This window comes from Mesorhizobium sp. WSM4848, assembly GCF_055811375.1.
Genome location: NZ_JBVVPX010000003.1, coordinates 1 through 15,813, shown reverse-complemented (window position 1 = coordinate 15,813; position 15,813 = coordinate 1). Strand labels below are relative to the sequence as shown.

15 protein-coding genes and 2 pseudogenes are annotated in these 15,813 nt (G+C 61.6%); 8 read left to right on the top strand and 9 right to left on the bottom strand.

Annotated elements, in window-relative coordinates; all coding sequences use genetic code 11:
- Positions 1–40: 40 nt before the first annotated feature.
- From AC0L16_RS04170 to AC0L16_RS04160, 3 genes are read right to left on the bottom strand one after another with little or no spacing between them, the layout of a single operon-like run.
- On the bottom strand, positions 41–880 hold the full coding sequence (locus tag AC0L16_RS04170; protein WP_473619174.1) for an ABC transporter substrate-binding protein: 840 nt from the start codon (positions 878–880) through the stop codon (positions 41–43).
- Complete coding sequence (locus tag AC0L16_RS04165; RefSeq protein ID WP_473619440.1) at positions 874–1,623, bottom strand: ATP-binding cassette domain-containing protein; 750 nt, start codon at positions 1,621–1,623, stop codon at positions 874–876. Before AC0L16_RS04165 ends, AC0L16_RS04170 begins: the two co-directional genes overlap by 7 nt.
- A 2-nt stretch (positions 1,624–1,625) precedes the next feature.
- A complete protein-coding gene (locus tag AC0L16_RS04160) occupies positions 1,626–2,318 on the bottom strand; it encodes an ABC transporter permease (RefSeq protein ID WP_473619173.1) in 693 nt (230 codons plus the stop codon).
- Between the two features lie 103 nt (positions 2,319–2,421).
- On the opposite strand from AC0L16_RS04160, the gene AC0L16_RS04155 reads away from it, so the two are divergent.
- On the top strand, positions 2,422–3,297 hold the full coding sequence (locus AC0L16_RS04155) for a substrate-binding domain-containing protein (RefSeq protein ID WP_473619171.1): 876 nt from the start codon (positions 2,422–2,424) through the stop codon (positions 3,295–3,297).
- A 42-nt stretch (positions 3,298–3,339) separates the two neighbouring features.
- Here AC0L16_RS04155 and AC0L16_RS04150 read toward each other — a convergent pair whose 3' ends face one another.
- On the bottom strand, positions 3,340–3,546 hold the full coding sequence (locus AC0L16_RS04150) for a DUF6494 family protein (protein WP_128180972.1): 207 nt from the start codon (positions 3,544–3,546) through the stop codon (positions 3,340–3,342).
- A 50-nt stretch (positions 3,547–3,596) separates the two neighbouring features.
- Between AC0L16_RS04150 and AC0L16_RS04145 the strand changes: the two genes are divergently transcribed.
- Positions 3,597–3,869, top strand: a complete 273-nt coding sequence (locus tag AC0L16_RS04145; protein ID WP_473619170.1) for a WD40 repeat domain-containing protein — start codon at positions 3,597–3,599, stop codon at positions 3,867–3,869.
- On the top strand, positions 3,842–4,162 hold the full coding sequence (locus AC0L16_RS04140; protein ID WP_473619169.1) for a WD40 repeat domain-containing protein: 321 nt from the start codon (positions 3,842–3,844) through the stop codon (positions 4,160–4,162). The genes AC0L16_RS04145 and AC0L16_RS04140 overlap by 28 nt, the downstream gene beginning before the upstream one ends.
- Positions 4,163–4,361: 199 nt before the next feature.
- Here the strand turns inward: AC0L16_RS04140 and AC0L16_RS04135 are convergent, their stop codons facing one another.
- Together AC0L16_RS04135 and AC0L16_RS04130 are read right to left on the bottom strand one after the other, a co-directional pair.
- Entirely contained in the window at positions 4,362–5,234 is an 873-nt protein-coding gene (locus AC0L16_RS04135; RefSeq protein ID WP_473619167.1) for a hypothetical protein, read from the bottom strand.
- Positions 5,192–6,622, bottom strand: a complete 1,431-nt coding sequence (locus tag AC0L16_RS04130) for a 2OG-Fe(II) oxygenase (RefSeq protein WP_473619166.1) — start codon at positions 6,620–6,622, stop codon at positions 5,192–5,194. Before AC0L16_RS04130 ends, AC0L16_RS04135 begins: the two co-directional genes overlap by 43 nt.
- A 413-nt stretch (positions 6,623–7,035) precedes the next feature.
- On the opposite strand from AC0L16_RS04130, the gene AC0L16_RS04125 reads away from it, so the two are divergent.
- A complete protein-coding gene (locus AC0L16_RS04125; RefSeq protein ID WP_473619165.1) occupies positions 7,036–8,247 on the top strand; it encodes an efflux RND transporter periplasmic adaptor subunit in 1,212 nt (403 codons plus the stop codon).
- Entirely contained in the window at positions 8,244–11,426 is a 3,183-nt protein-coding gene (locus AC0L16_RS04120; protein WP_473619163.1) for an efflux RND transporter permease subunit, read from the top strand. The genes AC0L16_RS04125 and AC0L16_RS04120 overlap by 4 nt, the downstream gene beginning before the upstream one ends.
- 856 nt (positions 11,427–12,282) lie before the next feature.
- Here the strand turns inward: AC0L16_RS04120 and AC0L16_RS04115 are convergent.
- A pseudogene (locus AC0L16_RS04115) lies at positions 12,283–12,432 on the bottom strand (IS256 family transposase); the annotation flags it as partial.
- Between the two features lie 152 nt (positions 12,433–12,584).
- On the opposite strand from AC0L16_RS04115, the gene AC0L16_RS04110 reads away from it, so the two are divergent.
- From AC0L16_RS04110 to AC0L16_RS04100, 3 genes are all read left to right on the top strand, one after another.
- Positions 12,585–13,286: a Crp/Fnr family transcriptional regulator gene (locus AC0L16_RS04110; RefSeq protein ID WP_473619162.1), complete on the top strand. Its 702-nt coding sequence runs from the start codon at positions 12,585–12,587 to the stop codon at positions 13,284–13,286.
- Between the two features lie 200 nt (positions 13,287–13,486).
- Complete coding sequence (locus AC0L16_RS04105) at positions 13,487–14,248, top strand: LuxR C-terminal-related transcriptional regulator (protein WP_473619160.1); 762 nt, start codon at positions 13,487–13,489, stop codon at positions 14,246–14,248.
- Positions 14,249–14,431: 183 nt separating this feature from the next.
- The gene (locus AC0L16_RS04100) at positions 14,432–14,710 is read left to right on the top strand and encodes a hypothetical protein (protein ID WP_473619159.1); all 279 of its coding nucleotides are present in this window, start codon (positions 14,432–14,434) and stop codon (positions 14,708–14,710) included.
- Between the two features lie 409 nt (positions 14,711–15,119).
- Here the strand turns inward: AC0L16_RS04100 and AC0L16_RS04095 are convergent.
- Both AC0L16_RS04095 and AC0L16_RS04090 read right to left on the bottom strand, forming a co-directional pair.
- Positions 15,120–15,262: pseudogene (locus AC0L16_RS04095) on the bottom strand (DegT/DnrJ/EryC1/StrS family aminotransferase); the annotation flags it as partial.
- Positions 15,263–15,556: 294 nt separating this feature from the next.
- Positions 15,557–15,813: hypothetical protein (locus AC0L16_RS04090; RefSeq protein ID WP_473619158.1), on the bottom strand; the 257-nt coding region annotated here is incomplete at its 5' end.

Below are 15,813 nucleotides of genomic sequence, written 5' to 3'. Positions count from 1 at the left end.
TCCGATGATGTGGCAGATGCAACCCGCTTTGCAACCGACTTCAGGAGCGCTTCTGCTCAGCGTTCGGGAAGAAGAGTTGCTGGCCGTCAATTTTGTACTCGCCGATCGCCTGCTGTCCTTCAGGCGAGATCAGCCAATCGACGAAACGTTGGCCGGGTTCGGCCTTGACGCTCGGATGCCTCGCGGGATTCACCAGCATGACGCCGTACTGGTTGAACAGCCTTTTGTCGCCTTCGACCGCGATCTCCAGTTCGTCGCGGTTCTTGAACGCCAGCCATGTGGCGCGATCGGAAAGCACATAGGCATCCATGGCGCTGGCTGTGTTGAGCGCAGCGCCCATGCCCTGACCTATCTCCTTGTACCAGGGCCCCCTCACCGCCGCGATGTCGACACCTGCCGCCTTCCAGAGTCCGAGTTCTGCAAAGTGGGTTCCGGATTTGTCGCCGCGGGAAACAAAAGCAGCTTTATTGCGCTGGATCGATGTAAAGGCGACTGCGATATCCGGCGAGCCCTTGATGCCGGCCGGATCGCTTCTGGGTCCGATCAGGACGAAATCATTGTACATCACATCGAAGCGTCTCACGCCAAAACCTTGCTCGACGAATTTCTCCTCCTGCGCCCTGGCATGGACGAAGACCACGTCCGCGTCTCCCCGGCGGCCGGCGTCGAGCGCCTGGCCGGTTCCCTGCGCGACCACCCTCACCTCGATACCGGACGTTGCGGTGAATAAAGGCAGTATGTGGCCGAAAAGGCCGGAATCCCGTGTCGAGGTCGTCGAGGCCACGACGATCGACTGTTCCTGTGCGCTGGCCAATGCGCCGCTGGAGGCGAGGAAAGTCAAAATGACCGCAATTGCGGTAAACAGCCGACGGTTCAGCACTGGACGCTCCGTTTCCGCGATCGAAGAACAAGCTCCCCATGGATAAAGGCGGCAGCTTCTGCGGATAAGGGGCGATCGAAAAAATCACCGACGCTGGCGTGCTCGCACAGTCGGCCGCGAACGAGGAAGACGACATCTCCCGCAAGCCGGCGCACCTGGCCGAGATCGTGCGAAGCCATGACGATCTTGGCGCCCGATTGGGAGGCCATCAGAATGGCCTCCTCGACATGGCGGGTTGCAGCGGGATCAAGGCTGGCGGTGGGCTCATCGAGCAGCAGGATCTCGGGTTCGCGCGCCAGTGCCCGGGCAAGCGCCGCGCGCTGTTGCTCGCCGCCGGACAAACGCCGCGCAGGTCGCGCCGCCAGGCCCAGAAGGCCCACACGATCGAGAAGCTCCTCGGTGCGTGCGGCGCGACGATGGCGCGGACAGCCAGCTTGCGCCAGTCCGTAGGCCACATTGGCGGCGACGGAGCGGCGCAGCATCACCGGTTTCTGGAGCAGCATCGCCCGGCGCCCGAGCCCGCGATCGGTGCGCCCACCCCAGCTCACAGTTCCTGCGGAAGGCGCAGCAAGTCCCATGCAAACCCGAAGCAGTGACGTCTTGCCCGCGCCATTGGGACCGAGCACGAGTGTCGGCGCACCGGGAGTAATCGCAAGGTTCAGGCGGTCCAGCATAGTCGTGGCGCCGGCGCTGAGCGAGACCCGGTCCAGAATGAGAGGAAGGTCGGTCAGTGCGGCCCGCATCATCAAGCCACCCGTTGCTCCGACCACAATCGAAGGCCCCAGGCAGCGGCATTGATGGCAAGAATGAGGCCGATCAGGATGGCGCCGAGACCCATCGCGAGCGGCAGGTCTCCCTTTGAGGTTTCGAGCGCGATCGTGGTGGTCATGGTTCGGGTAAAGCCCTCTATATTACCACCGACGATCATGACTGTGCCGACTTCGGCCGCCGCCCGCCCGAAGCCGGCGAGCAGTGCGGTGATCAGGCTGAAGCGGCTGTCCCACAAGAGCGTCGCCACCCTGCCTGTCGGGCCGACGCCCATCGCTGTCAGTTCGTCGCGATATTCGCGCCACAGATCCTCGATGGTCTGGCGCGTCAGAGCCGCGATGATCGGCACGACGAGAAGCGCCTGCGCGATGACCATGGCGGCCGGTGTGAACAGCAGGCCGAACTCGCCGAGCGGCCCTGATCGCGATAACAGCAGGTAAACGGTCAGGCCGACGACAACGGGCGGCAGGCCCATGAAGCCGTTAACGAGCACGACGAGCGTGGAACGTCCCGGAAAACGCGTCAGTGCCAGCAACGCCCCGAGCGGCAGTCCAACGACGGCCGCAACTGCAACGGCGGCCAGGGTGACGGTCAGTGAAAGACGCACTATCGAGATCAGTGTCGCGTCGCCGCTCGCGATAAGCTGCCATGCATTTAGGCCTTCTGACATTCCCATTCGCCTGCGCTGTATCCTTTCCCTGCTATTTCTGCTGCATTTACTCCGCATTCGTCAAACAATTGAATATCCGCAGGAATATGCATAACATTGCAGGATGGATTTGCTGACGACCGCGGAAGCCTCGGACTATCTGCGCCTGGGTGAACGCAAGCTCTACGAATTGGTCGCCGAAAACAGGATCCCGTGCAGCAAAGTGACGGGCAAGTGGCTGTTTCCGCGCAACGAACTCGACCGGTGGGTTCTCTCGGGATTGGCGCATCCCGACGGAATGATTGCGCCCGAGCCGCCGCCCATAGTTGGCGGCAGCCAGGACGACCTGCTTGAATGGAGCCTTCGTCAGGCGGGCTCCGGCCTCGCCTCGCTGACCGAGGGGACGGGAGGCGGCGTTGCGCGTCTTTTGCGTGGCGAGATTGCCGCCGCGGCGATCCACTTCCACAATGATGCAGCCGACCCGAATGTGGAGGCCGCGCGCGCCATGCCGCGGCTGCACGATGCGGTGTTGATCGGTTTCACGCGGCGCGAACAGGGGCTGCTGCTGCCGCCGGGCAACCCCCGATCGCTCAACAGCCTGGCCGATGTCCTTGAAAGCGGCGCCAAAATAGCGGTGCGCCAGGCCGGCGCCGGAGCCCAAATGCTGCTGGATGTCCTGGTCGCCCGCGCCGGCGCCAGCCAGAGGCGGTTGAACCGGCTCGAGCCGCCATGCCTGACAGGGCCGGATCTCGCTGCCGCGATCCGGACCGGCAGGGCCGATTGCGGCATTGCCGCACGCGCCGCCGCGCGTGCGGCTGGCCTCGAGTTCGTCTCATTGGCGTGGGAGAATTTCGATCTGCTGATGCGGCAGCGAACCTATTTCCAGCCTTCGATCCAGGCGCTGATCCGCTTCATGGCCCAGGACAGCTTCGCTCAACGCGCCACAGAACTCACGGGCTATGACACGAGCCCGGCCGGGCAGGTCCGGTTCTTCCATTGATGTAGGGCGTCAACGGGGCGCGGGGCGCACCGCCGAACCTATTCAGCCGAGGTCGATATCGCCTTCGACGACGTGGTGCAGACCGGCGCGTTCAGCCGTAATCACGGCCCTCACAGTCAGGCGCCCCTGCCCTTTCAGTCCCGCATCGGCCACGGCCTTTTCGATCGCCTGCTGCGAGGTTACGCCGACCTGCTTCAGGAACTTGCGCATCGACACGTTGAAGGGATCGGTTTCCATGTTTTGAGTCATAGGATTGCCTCTAATAGCTTGGACTCTGCGGCTGGTTGGGTCGCGATCGCATGCTGCTCCCCGGCGAAGACGCTGCCCGCCAGCGGAACACGGAAACGTATGATGCGCAATGCATAAGACGCTCTTTGCTCGCTGCTGTTTTCCTCGCCGGCGCGACGGCACATGGTGCGGAACTGCGCGGGCATGGCGGTCCGGTGCGGGCGATTTCCGTGGCGCCGGACGGAAAGACGGTGGCAACCGGCAGTTTTGACACCAAGACGATCATCTGGTCGCCGAGACCGGCGAAGCGCGCGACGTGCTGCTCTTTCACGAAGGTGAGGTAAGTGCCGTCGCCGCACTACCGAACGTGCGCTTTGCCAGCGCCGGTGCGGATGGTCGCATCGCGATCTGGCAAATCGGTCGAGGCGAGCCGGCCCAAATTCTGGAGGGTCACACCGGGCCTGTCGCCGACCTCGAACTGTCGCCCGACGGATCGATGCTGGCTTCGGCGTCCTGGGACACCACCGTCCGGCTCTGGCCGCTTGCCGGTGGGCTAGCGCGCGTCCTGGAGGGCCATCGTGCAAACGTCAATGCGCTCGCCTTCCTGGCCGACGCAACCCTCGTCAGCGCCGGCTAAGATGCGGATGCGGACTGTTGATCCGCGCTCGCCGCCGCGCCTGCAGCAGTTCGGATTGGTTTGAAACCTCCCCCTGAACACTAATCCGGAGCGGCCCTTCACCATTGCGGCTGTCTGATTCGACTTGCAAGTGGAGTCCGTTTCTTCCGACTCATCGCCCTGTGGCCAGGTTTGCTGTTCCCGCAAACCGGGCAAGCCTTCATCCGCCCAGCGCCGATACATGTTCCAGATCCTGCCGGCGCTGTTTGGCGCGTCGCTCGTAACTGGCCTGGTTCTTGGTCGCGATCAACGTGTGCGGGCTGCCGCGCCTTTCGGTGGCGAGGTCAAGATCGCACACGGCGTTTCGGACACTCTCCTCGACGTGGGTCCGCCGGTTCTGGGCCGCCCTCAGGCGCCATTGCTGTTGATAAGGGTCAATCAGAAATGCGCCGAGTGCGCGACAGTCGTCGCATTTGCATTTGAGCGGATTGGTCCGCGACCAGTCCCGTGGGGCCTCCAGCGGCAGCGCGAGGCGACCGCGCAGATGGTCGAGAGCCGCCTCACGCAGCTGGCCGATGGCCGGCCATGCCCTGCTCTCTGCCCGCCTGGCGAAGGCCAGTGCCGCCGGGACGAGCACCGCGTCCGGGGTGTAGGTCCGGGGCCAGGCCAGCAGGTGCTCGATCGCGCGCGCCGCAAGCCCGGCGTCGATCTTGCTCGTCACCGTCAGGAGATCGACGACGAAGCCAGGCCGTACGGACGCAGGTCGCGTCCAGGGGTCGAGCTTAGCACGCTTGGCCGGGTCACCCGGCAAGACGTCGATCAAAGCCGCGCCGATCTTCGCGGCGTCGCCAACGGACTCGGTCGGCGCCGCTACACAACGCAGCAGCAAATCGGCGCAGGCGTCGAGATGGGCCGCGGCATTGCGTCTGACGATCTCGACCAGCAAGTCCGTGGCCCGCGGTCGCGGAAGAAGCGCGGCGGCGCGCACGAGGGCGTCGTTATCGGACGCGGCGTAGTGGCCGTTGGCCGACAACTCCGCGACAAATTCGTCTATGCGCGCCGCGTTTCCCAGCCGAACCTGCAGGTCGAGCATCCGACCGGCATCGGTATCGTCCTCCCTGCGCCATGTCTCACGGGACCAGGAGCGCAGCATGTGTCCCGAAAGCTCATCGGCCTCCCCCACAACTGTCGCTTGGTGGCGGTGTCGCTCGTCTCCCAGCGCTTCGCCAGGTCTTCGAGATACGGCAGCGTCGCCCCGAGGCCGGCCTGATTAAGCACCGCAAGCCGCCGCGCGCGCGGCCACAGCACCAGACCGGCGCGGCGATAGGTACGGTCGAAAGAGGCGCCCTCGTTGCCCGTCGCCTCGTGGAAATGCTGCTCGTCGGGCCTCAGATCTTCGAACGCATCGGGCGGACAGAGCTCCTCCTCATCTAATGGAAAGTCGTGAAACCCGACCTCGCCGCCGTTCGGACGCCGCCACGCTGACAGGGTCAGCGAGCGGTCGAAAACCTCCGCGACTTCGAATTCTTCATCGCCCTCGTCGTCTCGATCCCAGCGCCTGCGGCGATAATTGCCGGTGTGCGCGGCGCTGCCGCTCTCCTCGATCGATAACAGGACAAGATGGAGATCGCACTCCGCCGCCGTTGCCGCCTCGATCAGCACCGACGCCACGCCGGCATCGACCCCCTTGAGGGCGTCGAACGACAGCTCCGCCGGCGTGTAGGCATGCTCGAGCGGCACGATCAACTTGTCGGGCTCGTCCTCCGCGCCGGCCCACCCGCGCAGCAGGTCCGCGACGCGCGCCTCGACCGCGCGATAGTCAGGCGCCCGCAGCGAGCGTCTCTTGCCGAGGAAGCGCAAATTATAGACGAGGATCAGGCGATGTCCGGTAATGACCGGGCGCACTTCATGCAAGCAGTCTGCATAGAAGGCGGCGAATCCAATTTCCGACGGATCTTCGGGGTGCAGATCGAACATCACCTCTCGACCCAGGTGCCGCACGACCAGCTCGCCGCCACGATGAGCCGAGGGCAGCACGATCACCAGGGTCGCGAACATGCCGGGCGTCTTTTCGGTGTCCCGGTGATTAAGGAAGAAGCTGCCGGCGTCATAGACGAGAAGCTTGTAGAATTCCGCCTCGACCGGCTCTTCGACGCCAAGGCCGCGGGCCGCGTCGGTTACGAGTTCGGCCAGCGTCGTCCCCCAACGACGCCCGCCGACCTGGATCCTGCGCGGGTCGATCTGCCAGGTTCTGCGCACGTCGCGATCGAGCACCGTATCCTCGCCGCGTCCATGGGGTGCCGCCTCGGCTACGGCGACCAGTCGCTCAGCCTGCGCCGCCTGAAGCGGGAAGGCGATCCTGCCCACCCCCTCCACATCGATTGACGGCGTGAAGATTTCCCGCAGGCCACCGACGCAGAAGTCGCCGGGACGCTCGACCGAGCGCAGGCAATCAGGCAGGGCGGCGGCGATCGACGACATGAGTACTCCCGCAATCTGGAAAATGAACACAATGTATGGAAAACCTTACCTAGACCCGGCGCGTCGGCCTCTCAAGAAATTTTGCACAGCAAGCCACCCGATACTTGTCGTTGCGCTTTATCTGAGAAATGGCCAGCCTTCGCCGGCGACTAGGGCTCGAGCTAAAGCGGATCTGACAAGCCATTGCGCATCCCAACGTGCGGCACATGGCGATGCCTACGCAGCGGATAAACGCCAGATGTGCGTTCGCGCTCCCCGGTTAGCGCTTCCTTGGTAAAGGTTGATGATGTTCGATGTTGGTTCTGTAGCAAGCTGTCGGTTGTGGTGGTCGTTTCAAAAAATTGATTTGTGCGGCACACCCGCTGCCTAGATGTTACGGACTTCGCATGAAGGACCGATTACGAGGGGTAACCATGGTTCACACTGCACGCCTCCGCCACGATTCTCTGGCCGCCCCCTCCAGCAGAAACGTCCCTGCAAAATGGCTCGCCGCCGCGGCCTTCGCGGCGATCGGCTTGCTCGCGGCCCCGGCCGCACAGGCGCAGGAAGCGCCTCCCGCGCCCGTCGTCACGGTAGCCAAGCCGCTGGTGCGCGATATCGTCGAGGACGATGAGTTCGTCGGCCGTTTCGAAGCCGTCGACCAGGTTTCGCTGCGCTCCCGCGTCGGCGGCTATCTCGACCAGGTCCATTTCCAGGACGGTACGCTGGTCAAGCAGGGCGACCTCCTGTTCACCATCGACCAGCGGCCGTTCAAGGCGGCGCTGAACCAGGCGCAGGCGCAGGTCGACTCGGCCAAAACCCTGGTCGAATTCAGCAAGATGCAGTTCGAGCGCGCCGAGACCCTGTCGCGCGAAGGCAACATACCGGTTTCGACACTGGACGACCGCCGCCGCGAATATCTCGCCGCCCAAGCGCAACTGGACGGCGCGGAGGCGGCACTTGAAAACGCAAGTCTCGATCTCGAGTTCACCGCAATCAAGGCGCCGTTTTCCGGCCGGGTCGACCGCCGGCTCATTTCGCCGGGCAATCTGGTGCAGGCCGACCAGACCGTGCTGACCACCATCGTCTCGATCGACCCGATCAACTTCTATTTCGACATCGATGAGCGGACCTACTTCTCTTATGCGCGCGACGCCCGCGAGCGCGGCGGCGTCATGCAGGAGGGCGCCGGCGGCGTCGATGTTGTCGTCCGTGTCGCCGACCGTGATGAAGCGATGTTCAAGGGCAAGCTCGACTTCGCCGAGAACCGTCTGGACGAAGCTACCGGCACGATGCGGGCCAGGGCGCGTTTCGACAACAAGGACGGCGTGCTGCAGCCGGGCATGTTCGGCCGCATCAACGTGCCCGGCTCGTTGCCGCATCCGGGCGTGCTTCTGCCTGACGAGGCGATCGGCGCTGACCAGAACCGCCGCATCGTCTTCGTTGTCGACGAGGCAGGCCTGATCTCGGCCAAGCCGGTCCGCACCGGCCCGCGCATCGACGGCTATCGCGTTATCCGCGAGGGCCTCACCGGCCAAGAGACCGTGGTCATCAACGGGCTGGTGCGAGTGCGGCCGGGCGTCACCGTCAAGTCCGAGATGACCAAATTGCCGCCCAAGGCTGAAGCCGAAGGGCAGACGCAATGATCTTCGCCCATTTCTTCGTCAACCGCCCGATCTTTGCGGCGGTGCTGTCGATCGTGCTCGTGCTCGTCGGCGGCATCGCCTATACGCAGCTTCCGGTCGCGCAATATCCCGAAATCGCGCCACCGACCATCGTGGTGCGCGCCTCCTATCCGGGCGCCGACGCCGAGACGGTCGCCGCGACCGTGGCGACGCCGATCGAACAGGAAATCAACGGCGTCGAGCACATGCTCTACATGTCGTCCTATTCCTCCGGCGAAGGCTCGATGTCGCTCACCATCACCTTCCGCTCCGGCACCGATCTCGACGCGGCGCAGGTGCTGGTCCAGAACCGCGTCTCGATCGCCGAAGCGCGCCTGCCGGAAGAGGTGCGCCGGCTCGGCATCACCACGGCGAAAAGTTCGCCCGACCTGATGATGGTCGTCCATATGCTGTCGCCCGACGACACATATGATCAGCTCTACGTCTCGAATTATGCGCGTTCGCGCGTGCGCGACGTCCTGCTGAGACTGGACGGCGTCGGCGACGTGCAGATCTTCGGCGAGCGCGAATATTCGCTGCGCATCTGGCTCGACCCGGAAAAGCTGTCCGCCTACGGCATGACCGCAGGCGACGTAGTCCAGGCGCTGCGCGACCAGAACGTCCAGGTGTCGGGCGGATCGATCGGCGCGCCGCCGATTGGCGACGGCTCGGCCTTCCAGTATACGGTCACCACGCAAGGGCGCTTCGAAGAAGCGCGCGACTTCCGCTACGTCATAGTCAAGTCGACCGAGGACGGCCGCTTGATCTCCCTGCAGGACGTGGCGCGCATCGAGCTCGGCGCCAGGGACTACATCACCAATTCCTATCTCAACAACAAGGCGGCGGTGGCGCTCGGCATCTTCCAGCGGCCGGGCACCAATGCCTTGGCCTCGGCGGAAGAAATCCAGGAGACCATCGCGGGGCTTTCGAAGGATTTCCCGAAGGGGCTGGCCTACGAGATCATCTACAATCCGACCGAGTTCATCGCCGAATCCATCAACGAGGTCTATGTCACCATCGCCGAGGCGATCCTGCTGGTGGTGATCGTCATCGTCGTGTTCCTGCAGTCATGGCGCATGGCGATCGTGCCGATCGTGGCGATACCGGTCTCGCTGATCGGCACGCTTGCCGTGCTGCTCGCCTTCGGCTTCTCGCTCAACATGCTCACTCTATTCGGGCTGGTGCTGGCGGTCGGCATCGTTGTCGACGACGCCATCGTGGTTGTGGAAAATATAGAGCGGAACATCCGGCTGAGGCTCGCTCCGCGCGCCGCTGCGCACAAGACCATGGATGAAGTGGGAAACGCGGTCCTCGCGATCTCGGTGGTGTTGATCTCCGTCTTCGTTCCGGCGGCTTTCATTCCCGGGATTTCCGGCCAGTTCTACTTGCAGTTCGCCATTACCATCGCGGTTTCCACCGCGATCTCCGCATTCAACTCGCTGACACTTTCGCCGGCTCTCGCTGGCGTGCTTTTCAAGCCGCACATCGAGGAACATTCGAACTTCTTCCTGACAAGGTTCGGCCGCGCTCTGGCGAACGGGTTCAACAACGGGTTCGACAGGATGGCGGACGGCTATGCGTGGCTGGTGCACAGACTGGTCGGCACGACTCTGGCGCTTGCCGCCATGCTGCTCGTCTTCGCAGGCCTGCTCTACGCGACCTATCACATGCTGCAGACGGTGCCGCGCGGATTCATCCCGAACATGGACCAGGGTTATGCGATCGTTGTCGTGCAATTGCCGGAGGGCTCTTCGCTCGCCCGAACGGACGCAGTCATCCAGAAGGCGTCGGATATCATCCGCGAGACGCCGGGTGTCGCCAACGCCGTCGCCTTCGCAGGATTCAACGGCGCGACATTCACCAACGCCAGCAATTCCGGCGTGATCTTCGCGCCATTCAAGAGCTTCGAGGAACGGCTCGAGAGCGGCGATACTTCCGACAAGATCATCGGCACGCTGTTTGGCAGCCTGCAAAGCATCCAGGAGGCCTTCATCATCGCGCTGCCGCCGCCGCCAGTGCGGGGCATCGGCAACTCCGGCGGCTTCAAGATGATGCTCCAGGAGCGCAACAGCGCCGACATGCGGCCGATTCTGGCGCTGGCCAACGAAATCGCCGGCAAGGCCAACCAGACGCCCGGGTTGATGGGCGTCTTCACCACCTTCTCGGCCTCCAGCCCGCAATTCTTCCTGGCGATCGACCGCGACAAGGCGCGCATGCTGAACGTGCCGATCCCCAACATCTTCGAGACGCTGTCGATCAATCTAGGCACCGCCTATGTCAACGATTTCAATGCCTTCGGTCGCGTCTACCAGGTGCGGGCGCAAGCCGACCAGGCTTTCCGCATCGATCGCGACGACATATTGAAGCTGAAGGTGCGCTCGGCGGCCGGCGATTTGGTGCCGCTCGGCACACTGGTCGAGATCCGCGACGTCACGGGCCCCTCGCTCGTGCAACGCTACAACATGTATGTCTCCGTGCCGCTTCAGGGCAATGCAGCGCCGGGTGTCGCCACGGGCACGGCGCTCGACCTGATGGAGGGGATCGCAGCCGAATCGCTGCCGCAGGGCACTTCCTTCGAATGGACTGAACTCGCCTTCCAGGAGCGGCAGACCGGCAACACGGCGGTCTTCATCTTCGGCCTGTCGGTTCTGTTCGTCTTTCTGGCGCTCGCCGCGCTATACGAAAGCTGGATTACGCCCTTCGCCATCGTGCTTATCGTCCCGCTCAGCGTGCTGGCCGCCCTCTTGGGCGTCGCCTTCCGCGGTCTCGACAACAACATCCTCGTGCAGATCGGGCTGATCGTGCTCATCGGCCTGGCGGCGAAGAACGCGATCCTGATCGTTGAGTTCGCGCGCCAAGGTGAGGAGCGCGGCCTCGACGCCGTCGAGGCGGCTGTCGAGGCCTGCCGGCTGCGGCTGCGGCCGATCCTGATGACGGCATTCGCCTTCATCCTGGGCGTGGTTCCGCTAGTGATCGCCAGCGGGCCTGGCGCGGAAATGCGCCAATCGCTCGGCACGGCCGTGTTCTCCGGCATGCTGGGCGTGACGTTGTTCGGCCTCTTCCTGACGCCAGTCTTCTACGTTGCTCTGCGCAGGACATTCCGGCGCAGGCTGCCTGAAGCCGGCCCGACCCTGGCTTCCGAGAGCGGCGCAGCCGAGTAGACGCCGAGCCGATGAGGTTCAGGCTGAAGCCGGGCCGGCGGGTTCCTGGATCTCGGGGAGGGGATGGATCGGCGATCCATCCCTCGATCGGATCGAGATGTTCCGGCGCGCCGTATCGCTCGCTTCGCATCGTCCACGCCCAGGCCGTCTGGATCGCGCAGAAAAGCGCATCGAGCCGATTGCCGCTGGGGTCGTCGGCCGACCAACGAACAGGAGCAAAAATAGAGGATAGAAGCAGGCACAAAACCTCCGGCGCTTGGATCGTGGTCAGGCGACAACATTCAATCTGAATACGGCGCGTATAGCGGAGCTCAAGTGGCCCACTTAAGATAGACGTCGGCCATAAATTATTGATATTCAGCGACAATGGTGGTGGTCGCAGTCTCTGGCGAACCAGTCTCTGTCCAATCTTCCCTGATAGGCGCCGAAAACAGTGAATTTCGAGGTTTTTGAAGGCCTCGCCCAATTTTCGCTAAGAAATCGCTCTGCAGATTCAATGGTTTAGTACCAAATTCCCTGTACGCACTAACAGGGAATTATTTAGCAGCTAGCATGGAATTCCAATTCGAAGCAGGCCGAGTTGGCAAATCGCGAGCAGGCGGCGGCTCGCTAGCTCAGTTGTCGAGCGCTACCGCGACAAGGTTGTCGCAAGCAAACACTCACCTGCCTTCGAGTAATGCCGATGGATGCGCGACACAGGCAAAGTGCGTCCTCACGACCGGATTTGAGTGCCGGTCGCAATCCAACCAAATATGGACGGCTCATCACGCCCTCTTGGAGGTCCAGGATCGTGGCCACTGGCGTGGTGTAGCTGACGGCATTGGTCGCCCTGCTCTCCGGCATGGGGCCGGACTGATCAGCGCGCCACTGCCGGTAGGCTGATAAGCGGATCATCGCTCATCTGGCTGATGGTCTCAAGCGTCATGTAGCGGGCCCGCTGCACGGCCCATTCATCGTTCTGTTCGAGCAGCAAGGCGCCGACGAGACGGACGATGGCGTCGTCATTGGCCTGGTTAGAACGATCATAGCTATGCGAGCGGCGAGAGCCGGATTTGCCATTCGCGTATTTGAGCCTATGCTGTCGCATCGGCCGCCAGTTTGCTTCGGATGCCGCCGACAGTAAGAGGTTACGTGCTCTTGCCCGTCAGGGAGAGAGCCATGCCCCAATCTCTTTTTCGCAACCAGATATTGAAAGCCCTCTCCTTAGAGGATTTCGCGCTTTTGCAGCCGGCAATGCGTCACGTCGAACTGGGCATCAAAGCCCAGCTGGAAGTCTCATATCAACCGATTGAGCAAGTGTATTTTCCAGAGGCGGGCATCGCTTCGGTGGTCGCCACCATGACCGGAGGGCGGCAAAGCGAGGTCGGCATCATCGGCTACGACGGCATGACCGGAGTTGCCGTCATTCTCGGCCAAGACAGGTCTTCCAATGAAACTTATATCCAGGTCGCCAGTAATGGCTGGAGCCTGCCTGTTGAAAGTCTTCGCTCTGCGATTACAGAAAGCCCGTCCCTTCGCGAGTCACTGCTCCGGTATGCCCACGCGTTCCTTGTCCAGTCGTCCCGGACGGCACTGGTCAATGGCCATTCGAAAATCGAGGAGCGGCTGGCCCGCTGGTTGCTGATGGTCCACGACCGTGCTGAAGGAAATAAGATCTACCTGACGCATGAATTTCTGGCGACCATGCTCGGCTCTCGGCGCCCCGGGGTTACCACCGCCCTGCAAATGCTTGAATATCGGGGGCTGGTTCACGCCAAGCGCGGCGAGATCACAATCGTCGACCGTGCCGGAATGATAAAGCTCACACATGGTGCCTATGGCGACGAGGAGCAACGTCACTTCGGCCCAGCCTCCACCTGATTGTCCGATATCAGACAAAAGCTTGAAAAGCAACCTATGTTAGAGACTGCTTATAAATAGACCCTTACACTGCCTAACCTGTTCTCGCCAAGGAGGGAGTGAGGAACTGCAAGAGACTCAAACCGAGGGCATCGAGTGCGGTTGGCGCGTGGAGTGCTCTACTCGACGCGTGTACCTCAATCGCGCCGGAGCGAGAGGCAATGATGACAAGACAATCCTTTGTAACAGTACTTGTCGGGCCGAGCGAGTTACTCCGAGAAGGCCTTAGTCGAATCCTGGATGCGGCAAAGTTTCGGGTCCTTTTCTCTGCGGCTTGTGTTCACGATCTTCTGCAGAAGCAGCTAGCCCAGCACCGGTCCATCTTGCTCATCATAGATGTCGGCGGTCCTGATGCGGATGCTGAATTCGCACAAATTGCGAAATTCAAAGCGATTTATCCGACCAGCCATGTCGTCGCGCTAGCCGATCACTGTCGATCGACCGATATAGTTTCAGCTTTTCGTGCGGGGGCAGACGGGTATTTGATAAAAGTCGCTGCTTACGACACCTTCATCAAAGCTCTGGAATTGGTTATGCTAGGGCAGACGGTGTTACCTGCCGAAACTTCAACGGCCATTCAAGAAATAAAGCATGATCTGAAACCTGACGCGGTAGCTGATGAGTTAACAAAGGTGGTTGTTAATGAGGATCATGAGGATCATGAACTATCAATTTTGTCAAATCGGGAAAACTGTATTCTACGCCGCTTAATCGAAGGGGAATCTAACAAAGCCATCGCGCGCGAGATCGACATTGCCGAAGCTACGGTGAAGGTACACGTCAAGGCCATCCTCCGAAAGATCCGGGTCCGCAACCGTACACAGGCTGCAGTTTGGGCGATGAACCATGGCATGCTTACTCCCGCATCCGGCAATGCCCCGTCGGGGGGCGAGACGGCAACTCAGCCGTCTTACAATATATAATCATTCGGGCCGGTGCATTCGCTTTTGCCAAAGCTTCGCCCTGATATGAGCGCCCGCTATCAAGAACCATGCGCTCAAATCATCCCCCGGCGATGTAGCGAGCGATGGAGACGGCATCGCAGGGACGCATGAGGTGGACCCCACCAGTGTTACTGCCATTTTGAAGTTGAGGGCTTTATCAAAGTGGGCAAAGCAAAAATTACTTCTGGATTCTCGTTCAGCGAAGTGCGGATCGGAACGGTCGAGGGCGGAGAATCGGGGGTTCTGGTGTGGAAGTGCGACCAACTGGTGGCGGTCCTCACCCAGATCGACGAGGAAGCCTACTCGACGAAAGGCAAATGGTTTCTCGAGTCAGGCTTCGGGCTGCTAAGCGGGCAGCACAAGAATTTCGATACGATAGAGGAGGCAATAAGATGGGTTGGCAGATACACCTTCCCCGAGCCTGCTTACACTGCTGATTGAGACCGTTCCGAGGCAATTGATCCGAGTCCAAGCCCACACGCCAACCGCTTATTCTTTAGGAAAACCCTACGCCAAAACACCCTCATTAGGCGTAGGGCAGCATCGTCGAGGCCTATCCGGATTTCTCAAACCTGAGGCCTTGGGGAAGGGCACGAGCCCTAGTTTTCAGCCGCTACGGGCGACGGCCATCGTGGCGCCGATGCGCGGCCGTCAGGGTTACCGGGACTTCCCGCGGGCCGATGAAAGAAAAACATGAGGCGGCCAGTTCCGATTATGGTTACCTCGATAAGATTGCCAAGATTGACGGCTTGGTAGATGTTCGCGTCTTAATTCATCTGGCGCGTCAGGCCGTCATCAGGTCGTCCACGTAGCCAGCTTTGCCAGTTGCTGCGCGAAGGCGCTCACCTTATTGCGCCGCAAGCTGCCTCCGCCGCGTGAAGAGTGCGAGAAGCCGTTGCAGTTGCTCACGCCGATGGCAGCCTGCAGGTCAGTCAGGCGGTAATTGTAGCCGAGTTCAGGATAGCTCTCGTAGATCACCTGTTTCGAGCCGTGCGGTTGGCCGCCTAGCATGCATGACCTTGTCTCCTGCTGCTCGGGGATAGGGTCACGCGTGATCCGAGTACTAAGCGACGTTTGCAATCCGACGTAGGCGCAGGCTTGAACGCAGCCGCCGATCGCCCGGGAGAGTCTCAGTATAGCCCTGTCCACGCCGTATTCTGGACATGAAGGTTAGCATTATATTACCAGATGAAATTTCTGGTTGTATAAGCCGAGTTTCGTTAAGACGATAAAATTTCGTTTATCGTCGATGGGTGTCCTTAGTGATACTTATAGTGAATTCATATTTTAACTGGAGAAACACATGAAGTTGATGAATTCCGAACAGGGAATCCAGTGGAAACACTCGGAATGGTTGAACAACTTTCGCGAGAGGATGGAGACAGCTCGGTCGAACCCGACATCGACCGTGACGGCCGAGGCTCCCACTTCCGCCGCTTCCGCGCCGACGGAGACGGCCGCGTCAAGCCCGACATCGACCGTGACGGCCGAGGCTCCCACTTCCGCCGCTTCCGCGCCGACGGAGACGGCCGCGTCAAGCCCGA